Source organism: Candidatus Microbacterium phytovorans, assembly GCA_029202445.1.
In the GTDB taxonomy this organism is placed as follows: domain Bacteria; phylum Actinomycetota; class Actinomycetes; order Actinomycetales; family Microbacteriaceae; genus Microbacterium; species Microbacterium phytovorans.
Genome location: CP119321.1, coordinates 2,907,188 through 2,924,683 on the forward strand (window position 1 = coordinate 2,907,188; position 17,496 = coordinate 2,924,683).

At 71.7% G+C, this 17,496-nt stretch carries 11 protein-coding genes; 5 read left to right on the forward strand and 6 right to left on the reverse strand.

From position 1 onward, the window contains the following. Positions 1-13: 13 nt before the first annotated feature. The 5 genes from P0Y48_13795 to P0Y48_13815 form a co-directional block, all read right to left on the reverse strand. Positions 14-787: an Fpg/Nei family DNA glycosylase gene (locus tag P0Y48_13795; GenBank protein ID WEK13511.1), complete on the reverse strand. Its 774-nt coding sequence runs from the start codon at positions 785-787 to the stop codon at positions 14-16. A 49-nt stretch (positions 788-836) separates the two neighbouring features. Beyond that, complete coding sequence (locus P0Y48_13800; protein ID WEK13512.1) at positions 837-5,633, reverse strand: DEAD/DEAH box helicase; 4,797 nt, start codon at positions 5,631-5,633, stop codon at positions 837-839. A gap of 55 nt (positions 5,634-5,688) precedes the next feature. Continuing rightward, the gene (locus P0Y48_13805) at positions 5,689-7,116 is read right to left on the reverse strand and encodes a hypothetical protein (GenBank protein WEK13513.1); all 1,428 of its coding nucleotides are present in this window, start codon (positions 7,114-7,116) and stop codon (positions 5,689-5,691) included. Between the two features lie 151 nt (positions 7,117-7,267). Beyond that, entirely contained in the window at positions 7,268-8,872 is a 1,605-nt protein-coding gene (locus P0Y48_13810) for an ABC-F family ATP-binding cassette domain-containing protein (GenBank protein WEK13514.1), read from the reverse strand. 280 nt (positions 8,873-9,152) lie between these two features. Next, positions 9,153-9,800 (reverse strand): alpha/beta hydrolase-fold protein, encoded by a 648-nt coding sequence (locus P0Y48_13815; GenBank protein ID WEK13515.1) that lies wholly within the window; start codon positions 9,798-9,800, stop codon positions 9,153-9,155. An 84-nt stretch (positions 9,801-9,884) separates the two neighbouring features. On the opposite strand from P0Y48_13815, the gene P0Y48_13820 reads away from it, so the two are divergent. From P0Y48_13820 to P0Y48_13835, 4 genes are all read left to right on the forward strand, one after another. Continuing rightward, positions 9,885-10,541, forward strand: coding sequence for an NUDIX hydrolase family protein (locus tag P0Y48_13820; GenBank protein ID WEK13516.1), 657 nt, complete (start codon positions 9,885-9,887; stop codon positions 10,539-10,541). A 13-nt stretch (positions 10,542-10,554) separates the two neighbouring features. Then, positions 10,555-11,370, forward strand: a complete 816-nt coding sequence (locus P0Y48_13825) for an ATP-binding protein (protein ID WEK13517.1) — start codon at positions 10,555-10,557, stop codon at positions 11,368-11,370. A gap of 26 nt (positions 11,371-11,396) precedes the next feature. Next, entirely contained in the window at positions 11,397-13,310 is a 1,914-nt protein-coding gene (locus P0Y48_13830) for a Zn-dependent oligopeptidase (protein WEK13518.1), read from the forward strand. 182 nt (positions 13,311-13,492) lie between these two features. Further along, entirely contained in the window at positions 13,493-14,824 is a 1,332-nt protein-coding gene (locus tag P0Y48_13835; protein WEK13519.1) for a cell division initiation protein, read from the forward strand. A gap of 22 nt (positions 14,825-14,846) precedes the next feature. On the opposite strand, the gene P0Y48_13840 is transcribed toward P0Y48_13835, so the two are convergent. Beyond that, on the reverse strand, positions 14,847-15,917 hold the full coding sequence (locus P0Y48_13840) for a low specificity L-threonine aldolase (protein WEK13520.1): 1,071 nt from the start codon (positions 15,915-15,917) through the stop codon (positions 14,847-14,849). 119 nt (positions 15,918-16,036) lie between these two features. Between P0Y48_13840 and P0Y48_13845 the strand changes: the two genes are divergently transcribed. Further along, the gene (locus P0Y48_13845; protein ID WEK15088.1) at positions 16,037-17,494 is read left to right on the forward strand and encodes an MFS transporter; all 1,458 of its coding nucleotides are present in this window, start codon (positions 16,037-16,039) and stop codon (positions 17,492-17,494) included. Positions 17,495-17,496: the final 2 nt, after the last annotated feature.

Here is a 17,496-nt window from a genome sequence, read left to right on the forward strand (position 1 = left end):
CGGCCCCGCGCGGTCAGGTCTGGCAGCGCGGGCACCAGAAGACGATGCGCTCCTGCGTGGGGTCGGCGCCCAGCTCCGTCTTCCGAATGAGGGTGCCGCACCGGCGGCAGGGCTTGCCTTCGCGGCGGTACACCCAGTTCTGCGCCCCGGGTCGCGTGTCGCCCGTGAACGTGCGGCCGTGGCGGTCGCGGTTCTGCCGGATCATCCGGGCGCCCGTGTCGACGAGGCCGCGCGCGTCGATGCGCGTGGCCGGGGTGGTGGGGAGGATGCCGCGGACGAAGAGGAGCTCGTTGGCGTACTCGTTGCCGAACCCGGCGACGTTGCGCTGGTCCAGCAAGGCCACGTGCGCGGCCCGTTCGTCGATCGAGAGGCGCCGGGCGGCCTCCGCGGCATCCCACCCGGGCGACAGCGGATCGGGGCCGAGGTGTCCGACGATGCGGTCTTCGTCGGCGGTGGGCAGCACTTCGACCATCGCGAGGTCGAAGCCGACGGCATCCGCCGCGGCAGACCCTACGATCGCCCGCGCGCGGAACGCCGGCGCGTGCCAGCGCTCCCCGGGTCGGTAGAGGTCCCAGTGGCCCTCCATCTTCAGGTGGGAGTGGAGCGTGTAGGAGCCGATGCGCAGGAGCAGGTGCTTCCCCCGCGGAACGACCTCACGGATGATCTCCCCCGTGAGGTCGGCGGTCGCGCTTCCCGGGACGCGGATGTCGAAGCGTGTCGCCGTCGCCCCCGCGAGCGCCTGGTGGAGGCGTCGCGCCGTGCGGAAGACGGTGTCACCCTCGGGCATCAGCAGGCATCCTCAGGCACGGGCAGGCATCCGCAGGCATCCGGGGTCGTCATCGGGTCCGCCGGAGGGTGAGGCCCCGCGCGGATTCGACGAATCCGGCGTCGCGGAGCGCGCGGCCGACGGGGGTGCCGTACACGAACGCGCCGCCGACCTGTTCGATCGTCAGCGTGTCGAGCCGGCGCGCGCGCGCCGTCTCGACGAGGCTGCGCGCCGCGGCGGACAGGACGGCCTCGTCGTCGGAGAAGGCGAGCGCCGACCGGCCGCCGCGCTCGAGGTACAGCACGAGCGCGCCGTCGACGAGGACGACGAGGCCGCCCGCCTTCCGCCCGGGACGGTGGCCGCCGTCTTGGGCCGGCCAGCCGAGCGCCGCTCCGTAGGGATTGGCGGGATCGGTGGCGGCGAGCGTCAGCGCGTGGAGTCGCGGTGCGCCCTCGTCGGCGTCGGGGCCTGTGTAGGTGCGCAGCCGGTCGACCGTGGCCGACGTCGCGAACTGCGCGGCGCCGAGACGTTCGATGAAGTAGCCGCGGCGGCAGTGCCCCGCGTCTTCGAAGCCGGCGAGGGTGCGATAGGCCTGCGCGAACCCGCCCGGCAGCTCCTCCGCGGTCACCGAGCCGCGGGTGACCACGCCGTAGCGTTCGAGCAGCATGCTCGCGGATGCCGCGGTGCGCAGCGACGGGTCGCTCTCGGGCGCCGGCAGCAGCGACCAGCGCCCTCCCACGAGCGGCGGCCGCTGGGGAGCGGTCTGAGGCCGCGCGATCGGCGTGCCGCGGAACATGCGGGCACGCGGAGTGCGGCGCACCGTGCGATGTGCCTGCGAGCCGCCGCCCAGCAGCAGCCGCACCGGCGCGAACGTGTCGTTGGTGATGCGCGACGTCCACGCGAGATTCCACAGCGCATCGACGACGGACTGCTCGTTCTCCGCACCCACGAGGGGTACGAGCTGCCCCGCGAAGAAGGCGCCGCCGCCGGCGAGGGCCGACAGGAGCTGCTCCTCCAGTGGCGACGGCGCGACGTCGTCTTCGGATCGGAGCGTGAGCGCCGCGGTGTCGGCGGGGTGCAGCGCGATCCAGCCGTCGCGGCCGGGGAGCGAGCCGTGACCCGACCAGATCACCTCTCCTGTGGAGGTGAGCTCATCGAGCATGCCCGGGGTGTAGTCCACGACGCGCGAGGGCAGGATGAGCGACTCCCACGCGCTCGCCGGGAGAGGCACGCCGGCGAGCTGCTCGATCACGGCCAGCACGCCGTCGACCCCTTCGAGACCGCGGGCGGACTCGGCGGCGTGCACGTGCTGCCACGCGGGGAGGAAGCGGGCGAACGCCTCCGGGGCCACGGGCTCGACCGCCCCGCGGATGGCGGCGAGCGAGCGCAGCCGCAGCCGACGCAGCACCTCGGTGTCGCACCATTCGGAACCCGGATCGGCACCGTCGGCCCGCGCCTCCCCGGCACCGCGCGCCGGGTCGGGAAGGAAGAAGCCGCTCGACAGCCGGCCCTGCGACTCGAGCCGCTGCAGCGTCTGCCGGGCGACGGCCGCGCCGATCCCGAGTCGTGCCGCCACGTCGCCCGTGCGGAACGGGCCGTGCGTGCGGGCGTGCCGGGCGACGAGATCGGCGAGCGGGTCGACGACGGGTTCCAGGAACGCGGTGGGGATGCCGACAGGCAGCGCCGCGCCGAGCGCGTCGCGCAGCCGCCCGGCATCCTCGATCGCGGCCACCCGGGCCACGCCCGCGATCGTCACGGGGATCGCTCGCCGGGCGTCGACGAGCGCATCGAGGTGGGTCCGGGCTTCGACCACTGTCGCAGCCGCCTCGGGTGCGCCGTCCGGGGGAGGAGCGCCGGTCGGGGGATCGGCGGCGACGAGCCGGGCGGCCACTTCGTCGGCGTCGAGCGGGCCGAGCAGGCGCAGCAGATCGGCGACCCCTTCGAGGCCGCGCACACGCCGGGTCGGGTCGAGTCGCTGTACCTCGCGTTCGAACTGGGCGATGATGCCGGGGTCGAGGAGCTCACGCATCTCGACCTTGCCGAGGAGTTCGCTCAACAGTGCGGGGTCGACGGAGAGCGCGGCCGCGCGACGCTCGGCGAGTGGGGAGTCGCCCTCGTACATGAATGCGCCGACGTACCCGAACAGCAGGTCGCGCGCGAACGGCGACGGCTGCGAGGTCGTGGTCTCGACGAGGCGGATGCGACGGTCGCCGATCGACCGGGCGATCCGCAGCAGCGCGGGAAGGTCGTAGACGTCCTGCAGCACCTCCCGGAGCGTTTCCAGGATGATCGGGAACGTCGGATGGTTCTTCGCGACTTCCAGCAGTTGCGCCGATTTCTGCCGCTGCTGCCACAGCGGCGAGCGACGGTTCGGGTTGAGGCGCGGCAGCAGCAGGGCGCGGGCCGCGCACTCGCGGAAGCGCGAGGCGAACAGCGCGGAGCCGCCGACCTCGTCGGTGACGATCTGCTCGAGCTCGTCGGGGTCGAAGACGAAGAGTTCGGCGTCGGGCGGTTCGGACTCCGCGTCGGGCACGCGGGCGATGATGCCGTCGTCGCTCGCGACGGCGGATCCTTCGACACCGAGCCGCTCGCGGACCCGCGCATTGACAGCCAGCGCCCACGGCGCGTGCACGTGCATGCCGTACGGGGAATGCAGGATGATGCGCCAGTCGCCGACCTCGTCACGCGATCGCTCGACCGTGAGCGTGCGATCGGTGGGCAGCGTGCCCGTCGCCTCGCGCTGTTCGGACAGATAGGACAGCAGGTTCCCGATGGCGTTGTCGTCGAGGCCCGATTCGCGCAACCGCTCGGTCGCCTTCTCGGGGGTCGCCGCCGCCACCTCCCGCGAGAACCGTCCGAGCGCCTCGCCGAGCTCTGCGGGCCGTCCGAGCCCGTCGCCGTGCCAGAACGGCAGCTTCCCCGGCTGCCCGAACGCGGGAAGCACGTTGACGCGGTCGTGGGTGATCTCCACGATGCGCCAGCTCGTGGTGCCCAGTGTGAAGACGTCGTTCACGCGCGACTCGTAGACCATCTCCTCGTCGAGCTCCCCGACGCGGGCGTTGCGGCTCTCGCCGGCGACGAACACGCCGAAGAGGCCGCGATCGGGGATCGTGCCGCCACTGGTCACGGCGACGCGCTGCGCTCCCGGCCGACCGGTCAGCGTGCCGTGGTCGCGATCCCAGACCACCCGGGGACGGAGCTCGGCGAACTCGTCGGAGGGGAACCGGCCCGCGAGGAGGTCGAGGGTCGCTTCGAACGCGGAGCGGGGAAGCGTGCGAAACGGCGCCGACCGCTTCACCGTCTCGAACCAGCCCTCCACGTCGACCGGGCCGGTCGCGCACGCGGCGACCGTCTGCTGCGCGAGGATGTCGAGCGGGTTCTGCGGTACGGCGATCGCCTCGATCTGACCGGCCAGCATGCGCTCGGTGACGACGGCGGTGTGGAGGACGTCGCCCCGGTGCTTCGGGAAGAGCGCGGCGCGACTCACCTCGCCCACCTGGTGACCTGCGCGTCCCACGCGCTGGAGACCGGATGCCGCGGACGGCGGCGCCTCGACCTGGATGACGAGGTCGACGGCACCCATGTCGATGCCGAGCTCGAGGCTGCTCGTCGCGACGACGCAACGCAGCATCCCCGACTTCAACTCGTCCTCGACCTGGGCTCGCTGCTCTTTCGAGACGGAGCCGTGGTGCGCCTTGGCGAGCACGGGGTCGGCGCCGCTCGTCGCGCCCGCCTGGGCCATCATCGCGGCGGGAACGGTGGGATCGGGCAGATCGAGCCCCAGGCGCTCCGCGTAGATCTCGTTGAGCCGACCCGTCAGACGCTCCGCGAGCCGGCGCGAGTTCGCGAAGACGATGGTCGAGCGGTGGGCGAGGATGCGGTCGACGATCGCCTCCTCGACGTGCGGCCACACCGACCCCGTCACTTCGCTCGGTCCTGGCGCGGAGGCCGACCCGGTCGGGCCGGGTGCGGCGTCGTACCAGGCGGGAGCGTCGCCGTCGTCGGGCACGTCCGCGGTCGCTCGATCGCCCCCGGGCGCCGACGCCTCGGCCGCCGCACCCGGCGGGGGAGGTGGGTTGAGCATGTCGTCCATCGGGACCACGACCGACAGGTCGAACGCCTTCGTCGCCTTCGGCGCCACGATCTCGACCGGCTGCGAACCTCCCAGGAACCGCGCCACCTCGTCGATCGGTCGGACGGTGGCCGACAGCCCGATCCGCTGCACGGGTGCGACGCTCTCGTCGTGCTCCCGGCGCAACGCGTCGAGCCGCTCCAGGCTCACCGCGAGGTGCGCCCCCCGCTTGGTGGCGGCCACCGCGTGCACCTCGTCGACGATCACGGTGTGAACGCCGCGCAGCGTCTCACCCGCCTGCGAGGTGAGCATGAGGTACAGCGACTCGGGCGTCGTGATGAGGATGTCGGGCGGATCGGAGACGAGCTTCCGGCGGTCGGCCGACGTCGTGTCGCCCGAGCGCACGCCGACGGTGATGTCGGGCACGGGGATGCCGAGGCGCCGTGCCGACTGCCCGATGCCCACGAGGGGAGAGCGCAGGTTGCGTTCGACGTCGACGCCGAGCGCCTTCAGCGGTGAGATGTAGAGCACGCGCGTGCGCGGCGGGCGGGGCTGCTTCGACCGGGGCGGTGCGGGCGCGGCGGCCGCGGCATCCTGCTTGTCGTGGAAGATCCGATCGATCGACCACAGGAACGCCGAGAGCGTCTTGCCCGACCCGGTCGGAGCCACCACGAGCGCATGCCGCCCGGCCGAGATGGTCTCCCATGCGCCGGCTTGCGCGGCGGTCGGCCGATGGAAGGCGCTGCGGAACCAGTCCTGCGTCGCAGGACCGAATCGCTCGAGCACCTCGGCCATCCCTCCATCTTCGTCCGTCCGTCCGACATCCGGACAGGGCTTGCGCCGCGGGCTGTCAGTGGCGCAGCGCGTAGTCGACGATGTTCTCGTTCCAGTCCACCCCTGCCTGGAGCACGACCCCCTCGTCGACGAAGATGTCGAGCTCCTCGATCTGCCAGGCAGGATCGCCGCCGGGCTCGTCGTATCCCGTCAGCGTGTCGAGACCCTGCTTGCGTTCGTGCACGACGATCTGCGATCCGGAGACATACGGGGGCGCGGAGGAGTCGTCCGTGTACGTCCAGCGCAGCACCGAGTCTTCGAAGACGCTCACGGTGGTGGGCTGCCTGTAGTCGTCAGGGTCGGACTCGGTGGCGAACAGATAACGTCCGACTGCCCTCAGCGAGTTCGCGGTCGTCTGCGCGACGGTCTCGAGCGCCTCGCCGGTGAGGGGGTCGATGCGCTCGATCGCTCCCTCCGACGTGAGGATCCACAGTGTGTCGGCGTCACCCGTGTAGCTGAGCACCTCACGCGTCCAGCACGACTCTCCTCGCGCCAGATCGAGTCCGGATAGGTCGAACGGGCCGACGTGGTCGTACATGAGACGTGTGTGCAGGGTGGCGCCCGCCACGGACGTGACGTTGCCCGCAGACTCCCACCCGAGACCTTCTCCGGTTTCGGCATCCACGGCATGACTGCCGACGAACGCCCGGTCTCCGATGACGCCGAACGGCACGCCGCCCTCGAACCACTCCACGCCGTAGTCCGAACCGGCCACCGTCCATCGCGTCTCGAGGCTGGTCGCGTCGATCCGCGAGAGGGCGTCGCGATCGCTGACGTAGAAGCTGTCCGCGGTGGCAGGTGCGACACTCGTCCACCACGCTCGCCCGGCGCGCCACGTGATGGGACTGGTCTCGCCGGTCTCGCGCTCCGCGATGACATCACCTGTGGCGAGATCGAACGACATCATGCGGTGGTCGCCGCCCCCGAATGCCGTCACGCCGATCACGAGGATCCCCTGCACGCCCGTGGTCGCCGGTGACGAGAGCACCTGGAGTCGACCACCGTCGATCACCACCGTCCACCGCTCCTGACCGTCACGGCCCGCCACGGTCAGCGAGCTGCGCGACCGCAAGTCGTTCGCGGTCAGGATGCCGAAACTCTCGTCGTCGATCGGGAACGGGAACGGGGTGGGGCGATAGTCGACGTCGGCGCGCTCTATCCGTTGCACACGGTCGGCGTCGGCGGGGCCCGTGGCCGGCAGGGTGAGCTCGAACGGGTCGGACCAGACGACATCGTGCATCGTCACGGTGCACGTCGGCGTGGGCGTCGGTGACGGAGTCGGCGACGGGGACTCGGCTTCGCCCGTGGGCGACGTGGGCGGCGCGGTGCTCGGGGAGGCCGCCCCCTCCGCGGACGGTCGCATCAGCGGGGCAGCGACGGCCGCGCCGGCGATCGCCATCGCCGCCACCGTGCCCACGGTGATCCACAGCGCCGGGCGGTTCATGCGCCGTGGCGTACGTGATGCTGCGGGGGTGTTCTCAGGGGCCTCGGGGCCGGGTTCTTCAGGTGACACTTCTCCTCCTGTGGGAAGCGTATGCGAGCCGGATAGCGCTTGCTACGGGCTGCGATAACAGTTGCGCATCGCATGCATTCCGTTAGGGGAATAGCACGGTCATCGGACGCTCCTTCAGGAGCCCGTCGCGCAGCTCGAGCACGAGGTCGGGACCGATGCGCGCGAGGAACGCGTCGTCGTGGCTCACGATCAGCACCGCGCCGCGGTACGAGGCCAGCGCGTCGACCAGATGGTCGACCGTCTCCACGTCGAGGTTGTTGGTCGGCTCGTCGAGCACGAGCAGCTGCGGGGCAGGTTCGTGGAGCATGAGGCGTGCCAGCGCGGTCCGGAAGCGCTCGCCGCCCGACAGCGTCGCCACCGGCCGCAGCACGGTGTCGCCGCGCAGGAGGAACCGGGCGAGCCGGTTGCGCAGTTCCACGTCGCCCATGCCGGGGCTGCGCAGATTGTCGAGCACCGACCGATCGTCGTCGAGACCGTCGACGCGCTGGGGGAGGTATCCGATGCGGTCGGTGTACGTCTCCGTGTGCAGGCCGGTCCCGGAGCGGCCGACGCCGACGAGGCTCTCGAGGAGCGTCGTCTTCCCCGCGCCGTTGGGGCCGATGACGGCCACCCGCTCCGGCCCCTGCACGATCCACGCGCGCTCGCCGTCGCCGAGCATCGCGATGCGTCGCCCCGCCGCGACCCGGGGATCGGGGACGTCGATGTGCACCGACTCGTCGTCGCGAACGCGACGTTCGGCGACGTCGAGGTCCGCGCGAGCCGCCGCGACCTTCTCGACGGCCTCGGTCCGCAGCTTCCCTGCCGACACCTGCGCGGCGCGCTTGCGTCCGCCCGCGACGATGCCCGGCACGCGCTTCTCGATCTGCGCCTTGTGTCCGGCCGCCTGGCGGTGGGCGATCTTGGTCTCCGTCAGGCGGCGGTCGCGCTTCTCACGTCTGACCACCTGCCGCGCGGCGGTCTCGGCCTGCCGTGCGGCCGCCTGCTCCACGTCGAGCGCTTCGCGCCACGCCGAGTAGCCGCCGCCGAACACCGACAGCCCGCCGCGGTACAGCTCGGCGGTCTCGTCCATGAGGTCGAGCAGCCGGGTGTCGTGACTGACCACCACGAGCGTGCCCCGCCACCCGCGGACGAGGTCGTAGACGCGCGCGCGGGCATCGCGGTCGAGGTTGTTGGTGGGTTCGTCGAGCAGGGCGATCGGCGCTCCGCGGAGCCGGACGCCGACGAGCGCGGCGAGTACCGCTTCGCCGCCGGACAGGGTGCCCACCCGCCGGTCGAGCGCTCCCGCGGGAAGTCCCGCCTCGTCGAGGGATGCCGTGGCCCGCGCTTCGACGTCCCAGTCGTCTCCGACGGCGTCGAAGTGCGCGGGGTCGACGTCGCCGTCGGCGATCGCCCGCACGGCGCGGAGCGCATCGCCCACGCCGAGCAGGTCGGCGACGGGGACGTCCACGTCGAGCGTGAGCTGTTGCGGCAGGCGGTCGACGCGGCCGGTGACGGTGAGCTGGCCGGACGTCGGCATCCGTTCGCCCGCGATGAGCGAGAGCAGCGTCGACTTGCCGGCGCCGTTGCGGCCCACGAGGCCGGTGCGGCCGGTGCCGAACGCGCCCGTGACGCCGTCGAGGGCGACGGTGCCGTCGGGCCAGGTGAAGGAGAGGCGGTCGAGAGCGACCGCGGAGTGTGGTGCAGGCATGAGTGCCTCCCGGTTGTCGGTGGCCCCGATCTCGGTCGGGGGTGCGCCGACGCAGCGGACACCGGGCAGCCTCGCTCCCGGCATGCGGCCGGGGGAGGCGGAGGGAGTCGACGACGTCAGCGCGGGATGGGTGCGCAGACGTCGCGAAGAGTCCGGTCCTGCGGCTAGCGGAGGGTAGCGGAGGGCGACGGCTGGCGCGGGATCACAGCGCGGCGTCGAAACCCTTCAACGGTCTTCCTCACACTCGGGACGGGGGACACGACGATTCTATCGGAGGGCGTCAACCCCGCTCGTCGGCGAGGCGTTTCTCGAGGAAGGTGCGCACGTCGTCCAGCTCGTCCTGCGAGACGCTGTGGGCGAGCCCCGGGTAGACCCGGCCGCTCAGTTCCGCGTGTTCGGGGAGCCACTGCACGGTGTGGGCGACACGGTCGGCCGGGATGACCTCGTCGCGCGCTCCGCGCCCCCAGAAGACGGGGGGCTTGCGCTCGGCCAGCTCGGCATCGGTCGGGAGGGGAGCGGCATCCGCGTAGCCCGCGAGGGCGACGACGAAGGCGAACCGCTGCGGCCGCAGACGCAGCGCCTGCAGGGCGATCACCGCCCCCTGCGAGAAGCCCAGCAGGCCGACGACCTCGGCATCCGTCGACGCGTCCAGCCACGAGAGGAACGCGCTCGCTGCGGTCGTCGTACCCTCCGGGTCTCGTCCGCGGAGGCCTTCGATCGGAAACCACGACCACCCCGGGGTGGGGAACGGCGGCGTGAGCGGGGCGCGGACGGCGGCGAACACGTACTCCGGCGGCAGGTGGGGCACGAGCGCGAAGAGGTCGCGTTCCTCCGAGCCGTAGCCGTGCAGGAGCACCACGAGCGGGCGGCCCGCACGCTCGGCGGGCGGGGCGCTCCACAGGACGGCGTCGGCATCCAACTCGCTCATGGCCCCATTGTCCCAAACGCCGTCCCACCGTGTCCTCCGGCGTGCGCCCGCGCGATCGGGAGCAGGCGCGGGTATACATGGAGCATGGCCGTCCGCACCCCCGACCCCGACCCGAACGACCGCGACGACGACGGAGCGCCGCGCGATCCGCTGCGCGCGTACGGTCGCGAGGGCCACCCGGTGGGTGACGGCTCCTTCGGCTCTCCCGCCCCGGGCAACGCCGCCAACCCGGGCTGGCTGACGGAGATCGAACTCGCCGAGGCGCGTCGGCGCCTGCCGATCCTCTACGTGGAGGCCGTTCCCGTCCGCACCGACGGCACGGGTGTCGTCACCGAGGTCGGCATCCTCCTGCGCGCCACTCCGCTCGGTGAGATCACGCGTTCGACCGTGTCGGGCCGCGTCCGCTACGGCGAGACGGTGCGCGATGCCCTCTTCCGCCATCTCGAGAACGACCTGGGGCCCATGGCCTTCCCGCTCCTCCCGCCGCAGCCGGTGCCGTTCACGGTGGCCGAGTACTTCCCGATGCCGGGCCTCAGCGCCTACCACGACGACCGTCAGCACGCCGTGTCGCTCGCGTTCGTCGTGCCGGTGACCGGCACATGCGAGCCCCGGCAGGACGCGCTCGAGGTCACGTGGCTGACCCCCGCCGAGGCCTCCTCGGATTCGCTGGCGGCCGAGATGGAGGGCGGCCGGGGAACCCTGGTGCGCCTGGCGCTGGCCTCCGTCGGCGCCCTGCGCTGAGGCGGACGCCGTCATGCCGCAGAGCGCGCTGCTCGTCGACTTCGCCCTCGCCCTGCCGGCGGCGCTCCTGGTGTCGTTCGTCATCGCCTGGGCGCTGCGCCGCCTGTTCGGTCAACGCCTCTCGCTGCCGCTGTCGGCGATGACGATCATCTCGATCCTGGGGCTCAGCGCCGGTCTCTTCATCGCCGGCTGGTTCTTCGCCGGTCTCCGACTCTGGATGCCGACGACCATCCTCCTGGCCGCCGGCTGCAGTCTCGGGCTCTCGCTGCTCGCCTCCGCGGTCGTCGCCCTCGTGCGCCGCGACAGCGCCGCCGTCGACGTCCGCGCGCTCTTGGCGGCGGGGGAGTCCGACCGGGTCGAGTTCAAGGAGACGGCGCGCTGGAACGTGCGCGAGGACAAGAAGGACGCGCGGATGGAGGCGGTGATCGCCAAGACGGTCGCCGCGTTCCTCAACAGCAGCGGCGGCACCCTCCTCATCGGTGCCGACGACGCCGGCCGCCCGACGGGCCTGGACCGCGACCTCGCGACGTTGCGCGAACCCGACGTCGATCGGTTCGAGCTGTGGCTGCGCGACATGCTCTCGGCGACCCTCGGCAAGAACGCCGCGGCACTCCCGCGCATCCGCTTCGCGGACGTCGACGGCTTCACGGTGTGCGCCGTCCGCTGCCCGCGCGCTCCGGAGCCGGTGTTCCTCGCGCAGGGGCAGAGCACCGACCTGTGGGTGCGTGTCGGCAACTCGACGCGATCGTTCGGGGTCGACGAAGCGGTCTCGTACGTCGCCCGCCACTGGCGGCCGACCCTCACGACCATGCTGTTCGGGCGTCGCTGACGGATGCCACCCGTAGGCTCGAACCCATGAGTGCGCCCGAGCCGTTCGTCTTCCCGACCACCCGCGACGGCTGGCTGGCCGCCGCCACCGAGCACGCCGAGGCGGCCGTGCGGCTCGTGCGCCACTTCGACGGCCAGTTGACGGCCGGCGCGGCCACGGCATCCGAGGCCCTCGACCTCTGGAACGACGCCGATCTCGCCCTTCGCGGCACGATGAGCGAGGCGTACATCCTCAGCGAGGCGCACCCCGACGCCGACGTCCGTGCGGCGGCGGAGGCGTCGGTGCAGACCCTCGAGGCGCTCTCCTCCGCCCGGCTGCTCGACCCCGTCCTGTTCGCGGCGCTCGCCGCCTTCGAGGGCGCCGACCTGGATGCCGAGGAGGAGCGCCTCCTGTCCCACACGCTGCGCGACTTCCGTCGAGGCGGCGTGGATCTCGCGGAGGCCGACCGCGAGCGCGTGCGGGAGCTGACCGACCGCGACACCGAGCTCAGCCTGACCTTCTCCCGGAACATCCGCGAGGGCCGGCGCGAGGTGCGGGTGCGTCCCGACGACCTCGCGGGACTGCCGCAGGACTTCCTCGATGCGCACCCGGCGGGAGACGACGGGCTCGTCGTGTTGACCACGGACTATCCCGACCTCATGCCGGTGCGCGAGTACGCCACCGTGCGGGCGACGCGCACGGCGCTCGTGGCCGCCTACAACGATCTCGCGTGGCCCGAGAACGACGCCGTGCTCGCCGAGCTCCTCGCCGTGCGGGAGGAACGGGCGCACCTGCTCGGCTACGGCGACTGGGCCGACTTCGAGACCGAGCCGCGCATGATCGGCTCCGGCGCCGCGGTCCGTGCGTTCCTGGACCGGCTCGACGAGGCGTCGCGCCCGGCGGCGGAGGCCGAGTACCCGCTGCTGCTGGAGCGTCTGCGTCACGACGAGCCGGATGCCGAAGAGGTGACGATCGCCGACTTCTTCTATCTCCTGAGCGTGCTCCGCAACGAGCGCCACGACGTCGATGCGCAGCTCGTGCGCTCGTACTTCACGTTCGATCGGGTGCTGCCCGGAGTGCTGCAGACCGCCTCACGGCTGCTCGGCATCGACTTCGAGCCCGTCGACGTGCCGACGTGGCATCCCGACGTGCGCAGCTACGACGTCGTGCGCGGCGACGAGCGCATCGGGCGGGTGCACCTCGACCTCCACCCGCGAGACGGCAAGTTCAGCCATGCGGCGTGCTTCCCGTTGGCGCCGGGCATCACGGGGCGTGTGCTCCCCGAGGCGGCGCTGCTGTGCAACTTCGCGCGGGGGCTCATGACCCACGACGAGGTCACCACCTTCTTCCACGAGTTCGGGCACCTCGTGCACGACATCCTCGGTGGCGCGCAGCGGTTCGCCCGCTTCACGGGCGTGGCGACCGAGTGGGACTTCGTCGAGGCGCCGAGCCAGCTCCTGGAGGAGTGGGCGTGGGATGCCGACGTGCTGGCATCCTTCACGGCCGACGCGGACGGGCAGCCGATCCCCGCCGACCTCGTCGAGCGCATGCGGGTGGCCGACGGCTTCGGCCGGGCGCTGGAGGTGCGCCGCCAGCTCGGCCACGCGAACGTGTCGTACCACCTCCACGTCGACCGGCCCGCCGACCTCCAGGCCGCCACCGAGCACTGGTACGCGGTCACCTCTCCCGTGCAGCCGCTGCGGGGCCTGCACCCCTACGCGGGCTTCGGGCACCTCACCGGATACGGCTCCTGCTACTACACGTACCAATGGAGTCTCGTCATCGCGCGCGACCTCCGCTCCGCGTTCGGCGACGACCTCATGAACCCGGAGGTCGCCGAGCGCTACCGTCGCGAGATCCTCGAGCCGGGCGGGCGACGGGATGCCGCCGACCTCGTGGCATCCTTCCTCGGCCGGCCGTACGCCTTCGACGCGTACCGGGAGTGGCTCGCGGGCAACTGAGTCCGGAGGCGGTTCCTGGGCGCGGTTCGTCCGCGGCGAATCGTGGCTCGCGGCGCCCGCCACCCACAAGATGACGCGGACGAGACGCCGTCGAGATTGCGGTGCGCGCGGCGGCGGCGGGAAGGGTACCCTTCCAAGTACCGGTGTGGCCCCCCGGCATCCCCCGACCTCGCGGAGTCCTCATGCCCGACCTGCAGACCTCTCCCGGCGACGAGAACTCGCCGTTCGACGACCTCATCCGCGCCCAGGAGGGCGGCGCCGATGCGACGTTCACGACGGCGTTCCGAGGGTACGACAAGGGCGAGGTCGAGTCGGCGATCGCGGAGCTGACGACCCGGCTGCGCGTGCAGGGCGAAGAGCTCTCGCAGCTGAAGGACCGTTACCGCCGCGCGGTCGCGTCGGCGAAGGCGCAGAACCAGGCGCAGTCGCAGGGCAGCAAGCGCGTGGAGGAGCTGGAGGCGGAGCTCGCCGTCGCCACCGCCAAGGCGTCCAACGCCGAGGAGCAGGTGCAGACCCTCACGGATGAGCTGCTGGGCGCGTCGGGCGAGTCGGCGAACCGCCGCCAGTTCGAGGAGGTGCTGCACGTCGCGGAGGAGCAGGCCAGCCTGCTCATCAAGAACGCGAGCGTGCAGGCCGACCGCCTGCTCGCGGCGGCCAACGAGGAGATCCAGAACCGTCGCAAGGAGGCGCAGGCCGACGCCGACGCGATCATCGCGCGCGCCGAGCACGACGCGCAGCAGGCGCGGGTGCGCATCGACACGGAGCTCACGGCGCACGCGGCGCAGTTGGAGCGGGAGCGCGCTCACGCCGCCGAGAAGGTCGCTCAGGCCGAGCAGGAGGCGGCGACCATCCGCACCGAGTCGGAGAAGGGCGCTGCCGCTCTGCGGTCGCTCGTCGCGCGCGAGACCGAGCAGGCCCGGGCCGAGGCCGAGGAGGCGGTCCGCGAGCTGAGGATGCGCGCGCTCGAGTTCGAGGAGTCGTTGACCCGACGGCAGGACGACGCGCAGCAGGAGTTCCTCATGCTGCACAACCAGGCCGTCGCCCACGCCGAGCGCATCACGAAGGATGCGAACGACCAGGTGGCCGCGTCGCTCGAGCACTCGCAGCGGATCACGGCGAAGGCCGACGACTTCGACCGTCTCATGCGCGCCCAGGCGTCGCAGATCGAGGCCGATGCCCACCTCAAGGCGCGGGAGCAGCTCGACCGCGCCCGCGTGAAGGCGCAGAAGATCATCGAGACCGTGACGGCCCACTCCGACTCGGTGCTCCGCGACGCCGAAGACCGCACGCGTCAGCTGCGGTGGCAGCAGCACCAGCTCACGAGCTTCATGTCGGAGGTGCGCGAGCTCATGCGGGGCGAGGCCTCCGGTGCCGCCGAGTCCCTCCCTGTCGAGGAGACGGATGCCGACGCCGACTCGGGCGCGGACGCCTCCGACGGGGCGGTGCCCGACGGGGTGGCCGAGGCGGAGCTCGACGATGCGATCGAGTCCGTCACGGCCGTCGAACAGCGCTGAGACGCGCCGTCGGCGGTGACGCTCAGCCGGCGGTCGTGAGCCAGCCGAGCTCGGCCACGAACGCGTCGACGTCGCTCTCGCTCGTGTCGAACGAGCACATCCAGCGCACCTCGTTCTTCGCGGCATCCCAGTCGTAGAAGCGGAAGCTCTCGCGCAGCCGGTCGGCGACGCCGTCGGGCAGCGTCGCGAACACTCCGTTGGCCTGCGTCGGCTGGCTGAAGGCGACCCCGCGGATCGATCCGTCGGCCAGGCCCGCCTCCACCGACGACCGCAGCCGCGCCGCCATGGCGTTCGCGTGGCGGGCGTTGCGCAGGTACAGGTCGTCTTCGAGGAGCGCGACCAGCTGCGCCGAGACGAAGCGCATCTTGCTCGAGAGCTGCATGTTGAGCTTGCGGAGGAACAGCAGACCCTCGGATGCCGCGGGGTCGAGCACGACGACGGCCTCTCCCAGCATGGCGCCGTTCTTCGTGCCGCCGAAGCTCATGACGTCGACGCCGGCGTCGCGCGTGAACGCCCGCAGCGGCACGTCGAGCGCGGCGGCGGCGTTGGAGATGCGGGCGCCGTCGAGGTGGAGGCGCATGCCGCGGGCATGGGCGTGGTCGGCGATCGCCCGGATCTCGTCGGGCGTGTACAGGGTGCCGAGTTCGGTGGACTGCGTGATCGACACGACGAGCGGCTGCGCGCGGTGCTCGTCGCCCCAGCCCCACGCCTCCCGATCGATGAGGTCGGGCGTCAGCTTGCCGTCGTCGGTGGGGACGTTGAGGATCTTGATGCCCGCGACCCGCTCGGGGGCGCCGCCCTCGTCGACGTTGATGTGCGCGGTGGATGCCGCGATGACCGCGCCCCAGCGGGGCAGCATCGACTGGAGGCCGACGACGTTGGCTCCCGTGCCGTTGAACACCGGGAACGCCTCCACGCCCTCGCCGAGATGGCGGACGAAGACCTCCTGCAGTCGCGCCGTGTAGACGTCTTCGCCGTAGGCGATCTGGTGGCCGTCATTGGCGGCGGCGATCGCCGCGAGCACCTCGGGGTGGACGCCGGAGTAGTTGTCGCTGGCGAAGCCGCGAACGGTCGTGTCGTGGAGGGTGGTCACGACATCCCAGCCTAGTTCGCGGTCCGGGGGTTCCGCGTGTCGGTGGTGCTCGCTAGCCTCGCCTCATGTCGCAACCCCAGCCCGACGCCGCCCTGTCCCGCGCGGTTCCTGCCGACGGCATGCGCACTTTCGTGCACGTGCTGGTCAACACGGCTGCGGCCAACATCACCACGAGCTTCCTGTGGTTCGCGCTCACCTTCTGGGTCTACCTGGAGACGAAGTCGGTCCTCGCGACCGGCATCATCGGCGGCGCGTACATGCTGCTCCTCGCGGTCTTCGGCATGGTATTCGGCACGTTCGTCGACCGGCACCGTAAGCACCGCGTCATGATCCTGTCGGGATTCGTGACCCTCGTCGCCTTCCTCCTGGCGGGCGGCATCTATCTGTCTCAGACCGAGGCGACCCTGCTCGATCTGGGCGCTCCGTGGTTCTGGCTCTTCTCGGGCATCATCCTCGCGGGGGCCGTCGTCGAGAACCTCCGCAACATCGCCCTGTCCACGACGGTCACCCTCCTCGTGCCGACCGAGCGCCATGCCAACGCCAACGGCCTCGTGGGCACCGTGCAGGGGCTCGCCTTCCTGGTGACGAGCGTGTTCTCGGGGTTCGCGATCGGCTTCCTCGGCATGGGCTGGACCCTCGTGATCGCGCTCGTCCTCACCCTCGCGGCGCTGATCCACCTGTTCCTGCTGAAGGTTCCCGAAGACGAACCCGCGCGCGAGCCGGGTTCCAAGCTCGTCGACTTCCGGGGTGCCGCGGCGGCCATCCGGGCCGTCCCGGGGCTGTTCGCGCTCATCCTGTTCTCGACCTTCAACAATCTGGTCGGCGGCGTCTACATGGCGCTCATGGACCCCTACGGCCTCACGCTCTTCCCCGTCGAATGGTGGGGCGTCGTGCTCGCCGTCTCGTCGACGGGCTTCCTGATCGGTGGCGGCATCATCGCCGCCAAGGGCCTCGGCAAGAACCCGATCCGTACGATGCTCTTGCTGGTCGTCGTCATGGGGCTGCTCGGATCGCTCTTCACGATCCGCGAGTGGTGGTGGCTGTATGCCCTCGGCATCTGGCTCTACATGATGCTGATCCCGGCGATTGAGGCGGCGGAGCAGACGGTCGTGCAGAAGGTGGTGCCGTTCGAGCGGCAGGGGCGCGTGTTCGGGGCGGCCACGGCGATCGAGGTGTCCGCGGCGCCGATCACCTCGTTCCTCATCGCGCCGATCGCCGAGTTCTGGATCATCCCGTACATGAACACGGATGCCGGTCAGCGCACGTGGGGGTGGCTGCTCGGCGAGGGCGAGGCGCGGGGGATCGCGCTCGTGTTCTTCTTCTCCGGCCTCATCATGGTTGTCTTCGCGGTGCTCGCCTTCGCGACGAAGTCCTACCGCACGCTGTCTGCGGGCTATCGGGAAGCACCGGAGACGACCGTCGCCGCCGGTGAAGCTGCGGGCGCGCCGGAAGCCGGTTCCGAAGCGGGTTCCGAAGCCGGTGCCGGTGCCGCGGCGGACGCGCCGCCGATCCCGCCGGCCTCGTCCGCGCAGGTGCGCGGCGGCGTGGCCGATCAGGGAGCGGCGCCCCGCGACTGAAC

What these genes read in the sequence shown, in the direction of transcription:
- P0Y48_13795 (WEK13511.1), bottom strand. Translation starts at nt 787, where the DNA reads ATGCCCGAGGGTGACACCGTCTTCCGCACGGCGCGACGCCTCCACCAG.
- P0Y48_13800 (WEK13512.1), bottom strand. Translation starts at nt 5,633, where the DNA reads ATGGCCGAGGTGCTCGAGCGATTCGGTCCTGCGACGCAGGACTGGTTC.
- P0Y48_13805 (WEK13513.1), bottom strand. Translation starts at nt 7,116, where the DNA reads ATGAACCGCCCGGCGCTGTGGATCACCGTGGGCACGGTGGCGGCGATG.
- P0Y48_13810 (WEK13514.1), bottom strand. Translation starts at nt 8,872, where the DNA reads ATGCCTGCACCACACTCCGCGGTCGCTCTCGACCGCCTCTCCTTCACC.
- P0Y48_13815 (WEK13515.1), bottom strand. Translation starts at nt 9,800, where the DNA reads ATGAGCGAGTTGGATGCCGACGCCGTCCTGTGGAGCGCCCCGCCCGCC.
- P0Y48_13820 (WEK13516.1), top strand. Translation starts at nt 9,885, where the DNA reads ATGGCCGTCCGCACCCCCGACCCCGACCCGAACGACCGCGACGACGAC.
- P0Y48_13825 (WEK13517.1), top strand. Translation starts at nt 10,555, where the DNA reads ATGCCGCAGAGCGCGCTGCTCGTCGACTTCGCCCTCGCCCTGCCGGCG.
- P0Y48_13830 (WEK13518.1), top strand. Translation starts at nt 11,397, where the DNA reads ATGAGTGCGCCCGAGCCGTTCGTCTTCCCGACCACCCGCGACGGCTGG.
- P0Y48_13835 (WEK13519.1), top strand. Translation starts at nt 13,493, where the DNA reads ATGCCCGACCTGCAGACCTCTCCCGGCGACGAGAACTCGCCGTTCGAC.
- P0Y48_13845 (WEK15088.1), top strand. Translation starts at nt 16,037, where the DNA reads ATGCGCACTTTCGTGCACGTGCTGGTCAACACGGCTGCGGCCAACATC.